The 13,805-nt window shown below is 72.1% G+C and carries 16 protein-coding genes; 8 read left to right on the top strand and 8 right to left on the bottom strand.

What is annotated here, in order from left to right:
* Window positions 1-16: 16 nt before the first annotated feature.
* Entirely contained in the window at window positions 17-925 is a 909-nt protein-coding gene (locus A4R25_RS09580; protein WP_082930949.1) for a zinc-binding dehydrogenase, read from the top strand.
* A gap of 170 nt (window positions 926-1,095) precedes the next feature.
* Here the strand turns inward: A4R25_RS09580 and A4R25_RS09575 are convergent, their stop codons facing one another.
* The gene (locus A4R25_RS09575) at window positions 1,096-1,719 is read right to left on the bottom strand and encodes an NADPH-dependent F420 reductase (protein WP_043324849.1); all 624 of its coding nucleotides are present in this window, start codon (window positions 1,717-1,719) and stop codon (window positions 1,096-1,098) included.
* Window positions 1,720-1,783: 64 nt separating this feature from the next.
* On the opposite strand from A4R25_RS09575, the gene A4R25_RS09570 reads away from it, so the two are divergent.
* Window positions 1,784-2,152, top strand: coding sequence for a helix-turn-helix domain-containing protein (locus tag A4R25_RS09570; protein WP_043324848.1), 369 nt, complete (start codon window positions 1,784-1,786; stop codon window positions 2,150-2,152).
* A gap of 181 nt (window positions 2,153-2,333) precedes the next feature.
* On the opposite strand, the gene A4R25_RS09565 is transcribed toward A4R25_RS09570, so the two are convergent.
* The gene (locus tag A4R25_RS09565; RefSeq protein WP_082930948.1) at window positions 2,334-2,936 is read right to left on the bottom strand and encodes a TetR/AcrR family transcriptional regulator; all 603 of its coding nucleotides are present in this window, start codon (window positions 2,934-2,936) and stop codon (window positions 2,334-2,336) included.
* 117 nt (window positions 2,937-3,053) lie between these two features.
* Here A4R25_RS09565 and A4R25_RS09560 point away from each other — a divergent pair, with 117 nt between their 5' ends.
* The 5 genes from A4R25_RS09560 to A4R25_RS09540 all read left to right on the top strand — a co-directional run bounded on the left by A4R25_RS09560 (window position 3,054) and on the right by A4R25_RS09540 (window position 6,777).
* The gene (locus tag A4R25_RS09560) at window positions 3,054-3,770 is read left to right on the top strand and encodes a DUF998 domain-containing protein (protein ID WP_064446363.1); all 717 of its coding nucleotides are present in this window, start codon (window positions 3,054-3,056) and stop codon (window positions 3,768-3,770) included.
* Between the two features lie 66 nt (window positions 3,771-3,836).
* Window positions 3,837-4,307 (top strand): UPF0158 family protein, encoded by a 471-nt coding sequence (locus tag A4R25_RS09555; RefSeq protein ID WP_064446543.1) that lies wholly within the window; start codon window positions 3,837-3,839, stop codon window positions 4,305-4,307.
* Window positions 4,308-4,553: 246 nt separating this feature from the next.
* Entirely contained in the window at window positions 4,554-5,477 is a 924-nt protein-coding gene (locus A4R25_RS09550) for an NAD(P)-dependent oxidoreductase (protein ID WP_064446362.1), read from the top strand.
* The gene (locus A4R25_RS09545; protein WP_064446361.1) at window positions 5,474-5,950 is read left to right on the top strand and encodes a nuclear transport factor 2 family protein; all 477 of its coding nucleotides are present in this window, start codon (window positions 5,474-5,476) and stop codon (window positions 5,948-5,950) included. Before A4R25_RS09550 ends, A4R25_RS09545 begins: the two co-directional genes overlap by 4 nt.
* Entirely contained in the window at window positions 5,947-6,777 is an 831-nt protein-coding gene (locus A4R25_RS09540) for an SDR family NAD(P)-dependent oxidoreductase (RefSeq protein WP_064446360.1), read from the top strand. Before A4R25_RS09545 ends, A4R25_RS09540 begins: the two co-directional genes overlap by 4 nt.
* Window positions 6,778-6,825: 48 nt before the next feature.
* Here A4R25_RS09540 and A4R25_RS09535 read toward each other — a convergent pair whose 3' ends face one another.
* From A4R25_RS09535 to A4R25_RS09510, 6 genes are read right to left on the bottom strand one after another with little or no spacing between them, the layout of a single operon-like run.
* Entirely contained in the window at window positions 6,826-7,695 is an 870-nt protein-coding gene (locus A4R25_RS09535; protein ID WP_043324844.1) for a TIGR03619 family F420-dependent LLM class oxidoreductase, read from the bottom strand.
* A gap of 4 nt (window positions 7,696-7,699) precedes the next feature.
* The gene (locus A4R25_RS09530; RefSeq protein ID WP_082930946.1) at window positions 7,700-8,218 is read right to left on the bottom strand and encodes a nuclear transport factor 2 family protein; all 519 of its coding nucleotides are present in this window, start codon (window positions 8,216-8,218) and stop codon (window positions 7,700-7,702) included.
* A gap of 50 nt (window positions 8,219-8,268) precedes the next feature.
* Window positions 8,269-9,159: a TIGR03619 family F420-dependent LLM class oxidoreductase gene (locus A4R25_RS09525; protein WP_064446359.1), complete on the bottom strand. Its 891-nt coding sequence runs from the start codon at window positions 9,157-9,159 to the stop codon at window positions 8,269-8,271.
* The gene (locus A4R25_RS09520; protein WP_197494861.1) at window positions 9,156-10,292 is read right to left on the bottom strand and encodes a TIGR03617 family F420-dependent LLM class oxidoreductase; all 1,137 of its coding nucleotides are present in this window, start codon (window positions 10,290-10,292) and stop codon (window positions 9,156-9,158) included. The genes A4R25_RS09525 and A4R25_RS09520 overlap by 4 nt, the downstream gene beginning before the upstream one ends.
* The gene (locus A4R25_RS09515; RefSeq protein WP_064446357.1) at window positions 10,289-11,164 is read right to left on the bottom strand and encodes an SDR family NAD(P)-dependent oxidoreductase; all 876 of its coding nucleotides are present in this window, start codon (window positions 11,162-11,164) and stop codon (window positions 10,289-10,291) included. The genes A4R25_RS09520 and A4R25_RS09515 overlap by 4 nt, the downstream gene beginning before the upstream one ends.
* On the bottom strand, window positions 11,161-11,808 hold the full coding sequence (locus A4R25_RS09510) for a PaaI family thioesterase (RefSeq protein WP_051611058.1): 648 nt from the start codon (window positions 11,806-11,808) through the stop codon (window positions 11,161-11,163). Before A4R25_RS09510 ends, A4R25_RS09515 begins: the two co-directional genes overlap by 4 nt.
* A gap of 396 nt (window positions 11,809-12,204) precedes the next feature.
* Here A4R25_RS09510 and A4R25_RS09505 point away from each other — a divergent pair, with 396 nt between their 5' ends.
* Window positions 12,205-13,776 (top strand): ABC transporter substrate-binding protein, encoded by a 1,572-nt coding sequence (locus tag A4R25_RS09505; protein ID WP_064446356.1) that lies wholly within the window; start codon window positions 12,205-12,207, stop codon window positions 13,774-13,776.
* The last annotated feature ends 29 nt before the right edge of the window (window positions 13,777-13,805 follow it).

Genomic DNA, 13,805 nt, shown 5'->3' with positions numbered 1-13,805 from the left:
GACCGAAGGAGGTCGTATGCGTGCGATCGTCGCCGCTCCGGGCACCGTCGACGGGTTCCGGGTGACCGATGTCCCCGAGCCCGAATGCGGGCCGGGGCAGGTGCTGGTCGAGGTGCGGCATGCCGCCGTCAACAACGGCGAGATCCGTCACCTCGACCTCTGGCCGGCCGGACAGGTGCTCGGGCACGACGCCGCCGGAGAGGTGCTGCGCGCCGCCGAAAGCGGCACCGGTCCCCGGGTGGGCGACCGGGTGCTCGCCTTCGGACCGGGCGCGTGGGCCCAACTCGCGGTGTTCGACCTGGACAGCGTCGCGGTGGTGCCCCCCGATGTCGACCTGTCCGAGGTTGCCGCGCTGCCGATGGTCGGCCTCACCGCGCTGCGGACGCTGCGTGAGTCCGGTCCGCTGCCCGGGCGTCGCGTACTGATCACCGGGGCGTCCGGGGGAGTGGGCCGAGTTGCCGTCCAGTTGGCTCGGCACGGGGGCGCGTACGTGATCGCCGCGGTCGGGTCGGCGTCCCGGGGCGACGGGCTGGCGGCGCTGGGGGCCGACGAGGTGGTGGTCGGCCTGAAGGGTGTCGGCGACCCGGTCGACGTGGTGCTGGACACCGTGGGAGGCGCCCAGCTGGTGGCCGCGTGGGGTCTGCTCGCGCCGGGCGGGGTGCTGCACAGCATTGGCTGGGCCTCCGGTGAGCCGGCCGTCTTTCCGGTGAACTCGACCTTCGCCCCGGGCGCGTCCCGGACGCTGCGGTCCTTCGGCGACACCACCGCCCCGGCCGCCGATCTGGTGCTGCTGGTGGACCTCGTGGCTCAGGGGGCGCTGCGGGCGCCGATCGGCTGGCGCGGATCGTGGCGTCACCTCGGGGGCGCGATCGAGGCGCTGCGGGAACGACGGGTGCCGGGCAAGGTCCTGCTCGATCTGGACTGACTGTGACGCGCAGCGGTGAGTGCCCGGCGGATCGGTCCCGGCCCGGAGCGGGTCTAGGTCGACCCGCCGGACACATTCGGATCGGGCAAGTGGGAGATCGACGGGTGGGAGAGCAGACGGCGCTCCCGGCGGGGACCGTCCGCCTCCACGAGCGGCCTGTCGGACACATGTCAGCGGGGAACCGACGGAATCGCCGACTGCGGGTCGACCCCGGCGAACGCCAGCCCGATGACAAAGCCGGCGACCTCCTCCAACTGTCGTACCCGGTCGAGCGTTCCGAGGACCGCGGGAACTCCACCGACGTCTCGCACGAGCGACCCGACGACATCGAGTGCGCGCTCGTCGTCACCGCACATGGCGACCGTGACCGGTCCGGCATCGGGCGTCACCCACCGGTCGGCCGGGAAGAGATGGAAAGCCTTGACCACGTGCGCGCCGGGTGCGAGGGCGGCGATGTGGCCGGCGGCCGACCGGGCGGGTTCCGTCCGGAGGGTGCCGACACCGTGCTCGACGGCGTTCGTCGGGTCGATCAGGGCGAGGCCGGCCAGTGCGCCGGCGGGCCCGCCGGCCGCTGTCAGCATCTCGGTGACGCCGTCCCAGTGGACCGCGAGCAGAACCGCGTCGGCGCCGGCGGCGACCGTCGGCACGGGCCGCGCGGTGCCGCCGATCCGGTTCGCGATCGCTTCGGCGGCGGCCGTCGAGCGACCCCCGATGATGATGTCGTGTCCGGCCCGGGCCCAGCCGGTGGCCAGTGCCGTGGCGAGGTTGCCGGTGCCGAGGATTCCGATACGCATACCGTCACGCTAGGCAGGCCGACGCGCACCGGATGGTGCATGTCGGGCGTGCCAGGATGGGCGCATGGGTGACGGCGACCTCTGCGAGGAACTCGTAGCCGACTGCCGGATGCGGATGGCGACGGACCTGTTCGCGCACACGTGGGATGCGGTCGTGCTGGCCGCGCTGGCCGAGGGCGCCCTCCGCCGCCGCTCACTGCGGGCACGCATCGGAGGAATCAGCGACAAGGCGCTCACCGAGGCCGTACACAGGCTGGTCGGCAACGGCCTGGTCGAGCGGCGGTTCTTCCCCCAGGCGCCGCCCCGGGTCGATTACGCGCTCACCGATCTCGGCCGCAGCTTCGCCGACGGCCCGATGCGGGCGCTGGGCGCCTGGGTCACCGAGCATGGCGACGAACTGTTCGAGGCGCAGGAGCGGCTCGGCGCGTCGTAGCACCGCGAACGGCCCTGGCCGTTCGCGTACCCCACCCACTGAACCGCCCGGAGTCGTCGGGGTCGGCGATGACCTCAACCGGCGGTTCAATGCGCTCTTTGGTGACGTGGGCCAGGACTCAACGGGAAGCCCGTCACCGTGACGGGGCCGTGAGGTTTCCATACGCCCATTGGCGTGGACGCTACGTGCCTCGCGCCGGGTCGTGCTCACTCCAGCCCTGATCGAGGATCCGGAATCCCGCGTCGAGCATCGGATCGGTGTCACTCGTCACGAGTAGCTGGATCTGGAGGGCGAACCGGGCGTAGATCCGGATGTCGTCGCTCGGCTGGGACAGGCCGAGATCCTCGGTGATGGCTGCGACGAGTGCGTCCTCATGGCGGAGCCACATCCGGGAGGCGTACTCCTGGAGGGCCGGTGTGGCTTCCATCAGCGACATGACCCGGCGGCGGAGCGGCGCTTCCTCGCCGGACCACATGGCGACGAATTCGGAGCGGTAGTGGGCCTTCAGCGCTTCCGAGATCGAGAGGCCGGCCGGCCGCTCGCGCACGGCGGCGACGAGTCGCTCGCGTTGCGCGTCTTCCTCGTGGAAGAGGAGTGCCTCCTTCTGGGGGAAGTGGGCGAAGACAGTGGTGGGGGAGACGTCCGCCTGGTCGGCGATCTCCCGCACGCTCACCGCGTCGAAGCCGCGCTCGAGGAACAGCTCCTGCGCAGCTCGCAGGATCGCGGCCCTGGTCATGGCCTTCTTGCGCTCGCGCCGCCCAGTTCGATTCGGCTCCCTTGCCATGCCGTCATCGTACAACTCTGACCATGATGGTATTGACACCAAAACTGGTATCACTACACTTCCGTAGTGATACCAGGCTCCTCTGCCCCTGCCGACCTCGCCGAAGGGCTCCCGGCCATGACACAACTGGTGAAGGCAACGCCGAAGGCAACCGTCTCTGCGGCGTACCGGAGCGGCCAGCGCCGGCCCGCCGGGGCAGCGCTCGCCGCCGCAGCAGCGATCTTTCTGCTGCTCGAGTTCGTCGCCGCCGCGGCCTGGCGGAGCCCGCCCTACAGCTACACCTACCACTACATCAGCGACCTCGGAGTCCACGGCCCGTTGACCGCGTTCGGCCAGTACATGTATTCGCCCCTCTGGTGGGTCATGAACACCGGCTTCTTCCTCTTCGGAGTCCTGGTGTTCATCGGTGTCGCCCTGCTCAACGGCCTGCGAGGCTGGCGCCGGGGGGTCCTGCTCGGCATGGCCACCCTGGTCGGTGCCGGCGGCGTCGTGCTGGCGCTCTTCCCCGGCGACGGCGAAGCCGACCGGCAGGGCACTGTCGACTTCCACGGTCTGGGCGCCATGGCCGCCATCGTCGGCGGCAACATTCTGATCATCGTGCTCGGGCGCATGTACCGAGACCTCCGCATCGGCAGGAAGCCCGGGAAGGCCATGGTCATGCTCGGCGCCTTCGGACTCGTCTCCACGGCGGCTTTCCTCGCCGTCGCCGGGTCAGGGACCAACGTCTTGGTCGGCCTCGTCGAGCGCTGCGCCGTCTACCCGATCCTCATCGGCCTCATCTCCGCAGGGGTGTCCATCTGTCGCCGCAGCTACCGGGACACCGCCGCGCTCTAGTTCGCGGCCGAGAGGGAAGAGCACCTACCGTGGTCGCCGGCGACCACGGCAACGGGAGTGGACATCATGCTCGACGTACGCCACCTCGATCTCGAAGAGATCGCCACGGCGCTGCAGGACCAGAGCGCGTACGAGTACCGCTGGCTCATCGATCCGGCCAGCGGGAAGATCGTGATGTGGACGGCTGACGGCGGCATCGACGGGAAGACGCCGATCGACCTCGATGAACTCGATCTGGTTCCGATCGAGGCGTTGCCGCCCTCCGTCTGGCACCGCGACATGGTCGACTTTGCCCAGCGGGTCAGCGACGAGCAGGCGGGCCGCAGGCTCTTGCGGGCCGTCCAAGGCAGGGGTGCCTTCCGACGGTTCAGGGACGAACTGCACGACGAGTATCCGCACCTGCTGACGGTCTGGCACGCCTTCCACCAGGCTCGGGCAACCCGCCGGGCCATTGACTGGCTGCTCGACAGATGCCTGATCGATGACGCTGCCGCGAGCCGCTGTCGGACCGAGCACCCTGACCCGGACGTGCCGTGAGTCGAGCAGTCCGAAGAGGCGGGGGCAGCAGAGCAGGTTGATCGAGCCTATTCGACTTCTCGGGGCAGGGCGGTCCGCCATGTCGCGGGCGGCTGAGTCGCAGGTCGATGTCGGCGCGGCGACGCCTGGCGCGGCGAGCGCTTGCTCGTGCTAACCTACCAATCGCTTGGTTGGTTCATACGGACGTCATGCCGGCTCCCAGACTCACGCCGGGGGAGCCGCCTCACTACGCAAGGAGACCTCGCGATGGAGGTACTCGTGGTCGGTGGAACCGGCATGATCGGGGTCCACACCGCCCTTCACCTGCGCGACCGGGGAGACAACGTCACCGTCGCCGCCCGAGGGACGGTCGACGCGGACTCACCCGTCGCCGGCCTGCCCGTCCTCCGCGGGGACTACACCCGCCAGACCTTCACCCGCCAGGACCTGGCCCCCTTCGACGCGGTCGTCTTCGCCGCCGGGCAGGACGTACGCCACCTGCCCCGGGACGCGGACGAGGCCACGTTCTGGAAGGAGACCCAGAGCGAGGGGGTGCCGGCCTTCGCCGCCCTCGCCAAGAGCGCGGGCGTCTCCCGTTTCGTCCAGGTCGGCAGCTACTACCACCACCTGCGACCCGACCTGGCCGACTCCAGCGCCTACGTCGCCGCCCGCCGCGACGCCGACGAGGGTGCCCGGGCGCTGGCTGACGACTCCTTCACTGTCTGCACTCTCAACCCGCCCTCGATCATCGGTGCCATCCCCGGCGTCATGGCAAAGCGCTACCGCCGCATGGTGTCCTGGGCGGCCGGCAACGAGCCGCAGATCCCCGACCACGCGCCGGCCGGCGGCACGAACTACATGTCGGCCCGGTCCCTGGCCGAGGCGATCGGCGGCGCGCTCGACCGTGGCGCGGCGGGCGCGGCCTACCTCGTCGGTGACGCCAACCTGACGTTCACGCAGTTCTTCCAGCTGCTGGTCGACGCGGCCGGGGGCAACCGCACCATCGCCGAGCGCGACGAGCCGCACCCCTTCATGCCCGACTCGATGATCGTCCAGGGTCGCGGAAACGTCCTCGCCTATGAGCCGGATCCGGCCGAGACCGCGCTGCTCGGCTACACCCGCGGCGACTGCGAGCGCGCCGTCGCCGAGCTCGTCCAGGTCGTGCGCGCGGCGACCGCTCGCGCGGCGTGACCGGCCTCGGCGCGGCCGACCTCACCGCGCTGCGCGCGCTCTCCGAGACGTACGCCGCAGCGGCCGACGACCGCGACGCGGCAGCGATCGGCGCGCTGTTCGTCCCAGACGGCGTCCTGGTGGTTCCCGAGCCGCCGGCGCACCTCGGCCCGCACGTGCCCCACGTCGGCCGCGCCGCTGTCGTGGCCGCGTTAGGGGCGCTCGCCGGCACCCTGGCGACGACTCACGTGGTGGCCGGGGCGCGCTACCTGCCGACGTCGACCGGGGCCCGTGGCCGGGTTCGCGGCACGGCCCACCACCTGCTTCCCGGTCGCGACGGGCCCTCGGACGTGGTCTGGTTCCTGCACTACGACGACGAGTACGCGCGTACCGGCGAAGGATGGGCGTTCACCCGTCGCGCGGTGACCGTCAACTGGATCGAACGCCACCGCGTCTCCGTGACCCGGGCCGACGAGGAAGGAACCGGCAGATGAGCGCCACCCGCAGGCTCGAGGGCCGGATCGCTGTCGTCACCGGCGGCGCCCTCGGGATCGGCGGCGGCATCTCCCGCCGTCTCGCCGCCGCTGGTGCCCACGTCGTCCTTGTCGACATCGACGGGGAGGCGGCGGCCGGCACCGCCGCCGACATCCGGAGTGCCGGCGGCGAGGTCGAGGTCGTCCTCGCCGACGTACGCACCGCCGACGGTGTCGCCGACGCGGTCGCCGCCGCGGCGGCCGTCGACTCGGGGCGGGTCGACGTGCTCGTCAACAACGTCGGCGACTTCCGCCCGGCCGCCAAGACCTTCCTGCACTCGACCCCGCAGCAGTGGCAGGCGCTCTACGAGATCAACCTGTGGCACGTGCTCGCGATGACGCATGCGCTGCTGCCCGGCATGGTCGATCGGGGCCGTGGCGCCATCGTCAACAACTCGACAGTCGAGGCCTTCCGGGGCATCCCGGCGTGCGCCCCGTACTCCGCCTACAACGCCGGGGTCAGCGCCTTCACCAGGAGCCTCGCCGTCGAGGTCGCCGGTCACGGGGTACGGGTCAACGCCATCGCGCCCGACCTCGCCGACACGCCCCAGACACCGGCCGCGGCGATGCTGCGCGGACGCGACCCGGAGCTGATCCGTACGTGGATCCCCGTCGGACGCTTCGGCGAGCCCGACGACTATGCCGCCGTGGTCGAGTTCCTCGCCAGCGACGACGCCCGCTTCGTCACCGGGCACACGATCCCCGTGGACGGAGGGACCCTGGCGGCCTCGGGCTGGTACGCGCGTGCCGACCGCAAGGGCTGGTCGAACATGCCGAACGAGGCGTGACCGTGGACGCCGGGGCTCGTCGCCGGGTCCCGGCGTCCACGGCAGTGCTCAGTCGCGGCGGTCGAGACCGAAGAGCTCCGCTGCCGCCGCGAGCTGGTCGAGGTACTCGGCCAGGTCACGGTGCCGGACGACGAGGTTGACCACGGTGGCGCCCGCCTCGCCGATCCGGCCGACGAGGTCCAGCGCGGCCTCGGGGGCGCCGGTCGGGTCGAGGCGGGCCGGAGGCGTGATGACGACGTCGAACCCCTCCGGCAGGTCGTGCTCGGCGAGCATCCGCGGCAGCGTCTCCAGGTCCGGCCCGCGATACGTGACGGGGGCCGGCGCCCACCCGTCGCCCAGGGTGACCGCGCGCCGGAGGGCACGCCTGCTGTGGCCACCGACCCAGATCGGGACCTTCTGCTGAACCGCGTGCGGGCTGATCACCTGCTCGGTGAAGTGGTAGTACTCCCCGTGGTAGGTCGCGAGCCGTACCGACAGGGACGCCCGCAGCGCCCGCAGGGCGTCGTCGGCCCGTGGCCCACGGTCGGCGAACGGACGCCCGAGCAGCGCGAACTCCTCCTCCAGGTTGCCGACGCCGACGCCGAGGACGACCCGCCCGCCGCTGAGGTGGTCGAGCGTGCCGTACCGCTTGGCCAACTCGAGCGGATGGTGCAGCCCGAGCACGAGCACGTACGGCAGGAAGCGGATCCGCTCGGTGATCGCCGCGAGGTACGAGAACGTCGCGACCGGGTCGTAGAAGCGTTCACCCCGGGCCAGCCCCGGTGACACGCTGACGTGCTCCGGGCAGGTGAAGAACTCGTACCCGAGCCGGTCGGCGGTGGTGAAGACGGTGCGCAACTCGGCGACCCCGGCCTCGGCCTCCCACGGGGGCCGGGGCCCGGAGTCGGCCAGGACCGGGGAACTGAGGCCGATGCGCACGGCCTCAGGCCTCGGATTCGACGGCGCGGGCGAGAAGATCGCGGCCCTCGTCGGTGCCGTCGAGCTGGCGGTTCCAGCGGTGGGTCACCTTCCAGCCCTCGTCGGTGCGGGTGAACTCCCACCGGTTGGAGCCGGTACGCCAGATCCGGTAGCCGTTCTGGTCGGGGGCGCTGAGCACGAGCTGCGAGTAGTTCGTCACGACGGCCCGGTCGCCGTCGACGACGATGTGCGGCAGCCCCATGAGGTGGGCGGCGCCGTTGTTGATCAGGGCCTGGTGCCGCTCACCGTTGACCATGCCGCGCAGCGCGTCCCGGCCATTGAGCACGACCGGGAAGGTGTCGTACACGCCCTCCTCGGTCCACAACTGGGCGGTGATCTCGGCCGAGCCGCTGTCCACGGCGGGGCCGTAGCTGGCCACGATCCGCCAGAGGGCGAGCTGGTCCTCGGCTGCGGCGAGGCGCCGTTCGGCCTGTTCGAGGCGAGCCTCGAGCAGGGCGAGCCGGTCGGGCTGCGAGTCGCTCATGGTGGGTTCCTTTCGATCGGGTCTCGTCGGATGAACCGGTCGGCGGCCGGTCAGGCCGGGTTCGTCTCGAAGCGTTCCGGGGCGAGCTCGCGCAGCGCGGCCATCTGCTCGAGGTGGTGGGCGGCCGAGGTGGCCACGAGGCTCGCGTTGACAGCGGTCGCCCCGACGGTGTCGGCCATGCGCAGGTGCGCGCGGGAGCCGTCCGGGTCGCCGAGCGGGTCCAGCGGCGGAATCTGCAGCACGAGGTCGAAGCCGTCCGGGCGTTCCACGGATTCCCAGATGCGGGTCAGCTCCCCCGGTCCGAGGCCGAACGGCGCCCACCCGGTGCCGTACGTCACGGCGCGGCGCAGCGAGCGGCGGGTGCGCCCGCCGATCCACATCGGCACCGTGGTGCGCGGCGCGTGCGGTTCGACGACGAAGTCGGTGAACGTGAACCGGGGCCCCTCGTGGTGCGGCACGGCCCTGCCCCACGCCGCGCGCAGGGCGGTGATCGCCTCGTCGGCGATCTCGCCGCGCCCGGCGAACTCGGCGCCGAGCAGGTCGAACTCCTCTTCGAGGCTGCCGACCCCGATCCCGAGGACGACGCGGCCGCCGCTGAGCAGGTCGAGGGTGCCGTAGGTCTTGGCGAGGGCGAGCGGATGGTGGTAGCCGATGACGACGACGTTCGTCGCGAGCCGGACGCGGCGCGTCGCCGAGGCGAGGAACGACAGCGTGGCCACGGGGTCGAAGTACGTCGCGCCCCGCTCGGCGGCGATCGGGGCGGGCACGGCGACGTGCTCGCTGCAGGTCAGGTGGTGGTAGCCCAGGTCGTCGGCGGCGCGGGCGACGGCCAGCAGCGCGCCGCCGACGTCGGGGCCGGACAGGACGTCCCGTTCCCAGGCGGCCGCGGTGCGCGGATGCTGGACGACGACCGGGGTGAGCAGCCCGATGCGTGCGGTCATGACAGGGTCTCCGATCCGGCGACGCCGCGCGTCGCGCTGGTGGGGCCGGCGTTCGCGGGCGGGATGGTGGCCGCGGCACTGGTCGGGATGAGCCGGAGGCGTTCGAGCAACGCGCCGAAGTCCTCGTCGTCGTCCGGGTCGAGCGGCAGCCCGAGCCCGAGCCCGTCGGCGATGCCGCCGTACGCCTGCCCGAGCACGTCCGGCAGCTCGGCGTAGGTGCCGTGCGGGATGAGAGCGGCCAGGGTCTCGTCGTCGAGGACGGTGGCGAGTCCGGTCCAGCGCCCGGAGGCGGCCATCGCGGCGAGCCGTTCGCCGACCCGGCCCAGGCCGAGCCGGTCCAGGGTGGTGCGGTAGGCGGGAGTGGAGAAGAGGAACGCCAGCTCCTGGCGGGCGGAGTCGCGGCTCGCGGCGAGCGCGGCCGGCGTCGGCCCGGTGATCGACTTGGACACCACGACGACCCGCGGGATCCCGGCGCGTCCGGCCCGTTCGGCCCCGGCGCGCAGCGCGGGGAGTACGACCGTGCGCAGGTGACTCGGGTGCGAGTTCGTCGCGTGGGTGACGAAGCCGTCGGCGAGCTCGCCGGCCACCTCGCAGACGCGCCGGTTGACCCCGCCGGTGTACAGCGCCGGGGCCGCGGTCGGCAGCGGGCCGGGATTGAAGTACGGCTGCAGCCGGGTGAAGCGGTAGTGGCTGCCCTCGTGCTCCAGGGGTTCGCCGGTGCTGAACGCGGCGAAGATCCCCCGGATCGAGGCGAGGTAGTCGCGCAGGTTCTCCACCGGCCGCTCCCACGGCACCGAGAAGCGCCCGACGATGTTGCCGCGTACCTGGGTGGCCAGACCGAGCTGGAAGCGGCCCTCGGAGAACCGCGCGAGGTCCCACGCGGCGTACGCGGTCACCATCGGGCTGCGAGGGAAGGCCAGCGTCATGCTGGTGCGTACGGTGATCCGGCTGGTGTGCTCGGCCGCGAGCAGCGCGACCGCCAGGGAGTCGTGCGTCGTCTCGGGGATGTGCACGGTGTCGAAGCCGAGCCGTTCGATGCGCGCCACGACCGCGGGCACCTCGCGCAGCGCCGTCGTCGGCGGCAGCGTCGTGGTCAGCTCCATCCGGGTGGCGGGTGTCTGTGGCGCCGTCACGGGATGCGGCCCGCCAGGGTGGCGTCGACGACCTCGTCGCCGTTGACGATCCGGGCGAGCTTCTCCAGCCGGGGCGCGCGCCGCAGGTGTGCCCCGCCCTCGACGGGCAGGCACGCGCCGGTGATCCAGGAGGAGCCGGGACCGCAGAGGAAGCGGACCGCGGCGGCGACGTCCTCGGCGCGCCCGATCCGCGACAGGGGCTTCTCGGCGACCGTCGCGGCGGCCAGTTCGGGGTCGGCCAGCAGCCGGCCCGGGTTCTCGCCGTCGGTGGCGACGATGCCGGGGCGTACCACGTTGACCCGTACCGCGAGGTGGCCGAGTTCGTCGGCGGCGACCCGGACGAGCGCTTCGAGCGCGGCCTTGCTCACCGAGTACGACGGCATGAACGGGAAGGAGTGGCCGCCCGCGCTCGACGAGGTGCACACGATCGCACCCCCGCCGCGCGCGGCCAGGGCCTGCCCGCCGTACCGGATGGCGTGCAGCGCCGTGGTGACGTTGCGCCGGAAGTCGTGTTCGAGGGTCTCGGCGTCGAGGGCGAGCAGGGGACGGAAGGTGCCGCCGCCGACTGTGGTGACGACCGCGGCCAGCGGGGTCTCGTCGGCGGCGCGGACCGCTGCTGCCACGTCCTTTTCGCGGGTGGAGTCGCCGGCGCTGATCCGTACCGGTGGTGCTCCGGGGGCGGCTGCGGCGACCGTCCCGGCCGCCGCCCGCAGCGTCGCCTCGGTCCGTCCCATGATCGTCACGGCGGCGCCGTCGGCGGCCAGCGCGGCGGCGATGGCGCGGCCGAAGCCGCCGCCCCCGCCGATGACGAGCGCGCCGCGGCCGGCGAGCGGGCCGGGTGCGGCGCTGCTCGGATGGGGATCGGTGCTCATGCCTGCTCCCGCGACGCTCGGCGGAACTTCTCCCGCGTGGACGGGTCGTCCATGAGGACGAAGGTGCCGGTGGCCGTGACGCACGTCAGGTCCCCGACGCGCAGTTCGCCGGAGCTGCGCACCTTGCGTCCGTCGCGCCCGTCGTGCCGGGCCAGGATCGTGATCGTCGAGCCGATCGGGATGGCCGCGCGGAACGAGATGTCGAGCCCGACGGTCACCGCGGCGTATCCGGCGCGGGCGTTGGCGATGCCGAGGGCGTGGTCCATGAGCATGGCCGAGGTGCCGCCGTGCACGTGCCCGGGTGGCCCTTGGAAGGCAAGTCTCAGGGTGACCTCCCCGCGTAAGGAACCGTCCGGCTCGACCCAGAGGGACACCGGCGGCGACAGCGGGTTCTCGGTGCCGCCGGCGGGGTCGAAGCGGCCCGGGCCGGGCTGGCGCCACATCGTCGCGATCCGCTCGGCGAGGTCCGGGGCGTGGGCGTCGATCCGGGCGGTGAGCGCGTCGAGGTCGGCCACTATCGCGTCGGCGTCGGGGTCGACGGCGCCGCCCGCGCGCGTGATCGCGTCGATGAGCCGGCGGGTGGCCGAGGCGACCGCGTCGATGCCGGTGTCGCGGGGCTGTGCCGTGGCGAGGGGGGCTTCCACCGTGCGGACTCCTTTGGCCGGCCGGACATCAAGCAACCAAGCGCTTGCTTGATGCGCACCTTAGCGACCTGATCGCGCGCTGGCAACGGTTGCCCGCTACGCGCCGCCCCCTTGTCGATCATGCTGCCGATCGCCTATTGACGTGCCCGCACGCTGCCACCTACGGTTCCCAATCGAGCGCTTGTTTGGATCGCGAACGGCCGCAACACCGCCAGTCTCGGGCGCGGATGCCGATCAGTTCCGGACAGGCGCTCCACACCAGCGCCGCCATCCATCACCTCCATGACCATCGCGCCCGCACGGCCGCCGCCGAACGGCCCGGCCGCCCCCGGGAACCCGCCGGGTGACTCGCGGAGCCGCTCCCGCTCTCGGGCCGAAGGTCAGGAAAGGACCATTGTGTCTCGCCTCCCGCGCCGCCGACGCCTCGCCGTCGCCGCGAGCCTGCTCGCCGCCACCCTCGTCGTCGGAGCCTGCTCCGCCACCGGAACCGGCGACCCCGGTGCCACCACGGGTGAGATCGACCCCGACGCCGTCCTGCGGGTGAGCGCCTCGTCGCCGTTCCAGAACCTCGACCCGGCGCAGCCGGCCCCCGGCGGCTACCCCTACCTCACGCTGATCTACGACCGGCTCACCATGGTCGACTCCACCGACCAGGTCGTCCCCGGCCTGGCCAAGAAGTGGACCTACGCCCAGGACGGCTCCCACCTCGAACTCGCCCTGCGCGACGACGTCAAGTTCCACGACGGGACGCCGTTCGACGCCAACGCCGTCAAGGTCAACATCGAGCGCGGCCAGACGCTGCCCACGAGCACCATCAAGCAGGACCTCGCCAGCATCACCGGCGTCACGGTCGTCGACGCGCACACCGTGCGCCTCAACCTCAAGCCGGGCACCGGCGCCGTGCTCCCCTCGGCCCTGGCCACCGCCGCCGGGATGATGGTCTCGCCCAAGGCGATCGCCGACGGCGTCGACCTCAAGCGCGCCCCCGGCAAGGCCGGCTCGGGCCCGTACGTCGTCACCGAGTTCATCCCGAACGAGAAGTACGTCGTCAAGCGCGCCGAGGGCACCTACTGGGACCCCAACGCCGGGCGCCTCGCCGGCATGGAGATCACCCGGGTCCCCGAGGGCGCCACCCGGCTCAACGGCGTCATCAGCGGTCAGACCGACCTCAGCTTCGTCTCCTCGGCCAACGAGATCACCCAGGCCCGCCAGCTCGGCGAGGACGGCCAGCTCAAGGTGACCACCCGCCCGTTCCGCAACGTCCTCGGCATCCTGCTGCGCGCCAACATGGGCGACCTCAAGGACAAGCGGGTCCGTGAGGCAATCGCGCGCTCGGTCGACCCGGCCGCCATCCGCGCGCTCTTCGCCGACACCTGCACGCCCACCCGCAGCATCTACCCGAACAGCCCGTGGGAGGACCCGGCGGCGACCTACCCGTACGAGTTCGACCTGGCCAAGGCCAAGGCGCTGATCTCCGAGGTCGGCGGGGCGAAGGTGTCGATCAGCTTCTCCGCCGGCACCAACACCGAGCAGCCCGCCACCGCCATCCAGGCCGCCATGTCCCAGGCCGGCATCGACGCGAAGCTCAACCCGACGCCGAACTCCGAGACCGAGGCCCGCTTCATCGCCGGCGACTTCGAGCTCGAGGTGTCCAACACGTTCAACCCGCGTCTCGACCCGGCGGGCACTGTGGACAACTACCTCCTCGGCAACTACAAGCTCGCCACCGACCCGGAGGTCATCGGCCCGATCGCGGCCAAGGCCGCCGACCCCCGCTCCAGCGTCGAGGAGCGCGCCAAGCAGTACCACCAGCTGTGGGAGCGGCTGTTCAGCGAGGCGTGGTTCATCCCGATCTGCAACCTCACCAGCGCCACCATCGCCTCCCCGAAGGTCGTCGGGGCCGAGCAGCTGCCGTGGACCAACCTCGGCCTGTTCGACCTGCGGACCGTCGCGATGACGAAGGGCTGAGCGTCAGGTCCCCGCCGTCCGCCACCGCG

It is taken from the genome of Micromonospora sp. NBRC 110037, from assembly GCF_001652995.1.
Taxonomy (GTDB): Bacteria; Actinomycetota; Actinomycetes; order Mycobacteriales; family Micromonosporaceae; genus Micromonospora; species Micromonospora chalcea.
Note: the sequence above shows the minus strand (reverse complement) of the source record. Positions and strands in the feature narration are given on the sequence as shown.

What these genes read in the sequence shown, in the direction of transcription:
- A4R25_RS09580 (WP_082930949.1), top strand. Translation starts at nt 17, where the DNA reads ATGCGTGCGATCGTCGCCGCTCCGGGCACCGTCGACGGGTTCCGGGTG.
- A4R25_RS09575 (WP_043324849.1), bottom strand. Translation starts at nt 1,719, where the DNA reads ATGCGTATCGGAATCCTCGGCACCGGCAACCTCGCCACGGCACTGGCC.
- A4R25_RS09570 (WP_043324848.1), top strand. Translation starts at nt 1,784, where the DNA reads ATGGGTGACGGCGACCTCTGCGAGGAACTCGTAGCCGACTGCCGGATG.
- A4R25_RS09565 (WP_082930948.1), bottom strand. Translation starts at nt 2,936, where the DNA reads ATGGCAAGGGAGCCGAATCGAACTGGGCGGCGCGAGCGCAAGAAGGCC.
- A4R25_RS09560 (WP_064446363.1), top strand. Translation starts at nt 3,054, where the DNA reads ATGACACAACTGGTGAAGGCAACGCCGAAGGCAACCGTCTCTGCGGCG.
- A4R25_RS09555 (WP_064446543.1), top strand. Translation starts at nt 3,837, where the DNA reads ATGCTCGACGTACGCCACCTCGATCTCGAAGAGATCGCCACGGCGCTG.
- A4R25_RS09550 (WP_064446362.1), top strand. Translation starts at nt 4,554, where the DNA reads ATGGAGGTACTCGTGGTCGGTGGAACCGGCATGATCGGGGTCCACACC.
- A4R25_RS09540 (WP_064446360.1), top strand. Translation starts at nt 5,947, where the DNA reads ATGAGCGCCACCCGCAGGCTCGAGGGCCGGATCGCTGTCGTCACCGGC.
- A4R25_RS09530 (WP_082930946.1), bottom strand. Translation starts at nt 8,218, where the DNA reads ATGAGCGACTCGCAGCCCGACCGGCTCGCCCTGCTCGAGGCTCGCCTC.
- A4R25_RS09525 (WP_064446359.1), bottom strand. Translation starts at nt 9,159, where the DNA reads ATGACCGCACGCATCGGGCTGCTCACCCCGGTCGTCGTCCAGCATCCG.
- A4R25_RS09515 (WP_064446357.1), bottom strand. Translation starts at nt 11,164, where the DNA reads ATGAGCACCGATCCCCATCCGAGCAGCGCCGCACCCGGCCCGCTCGCC.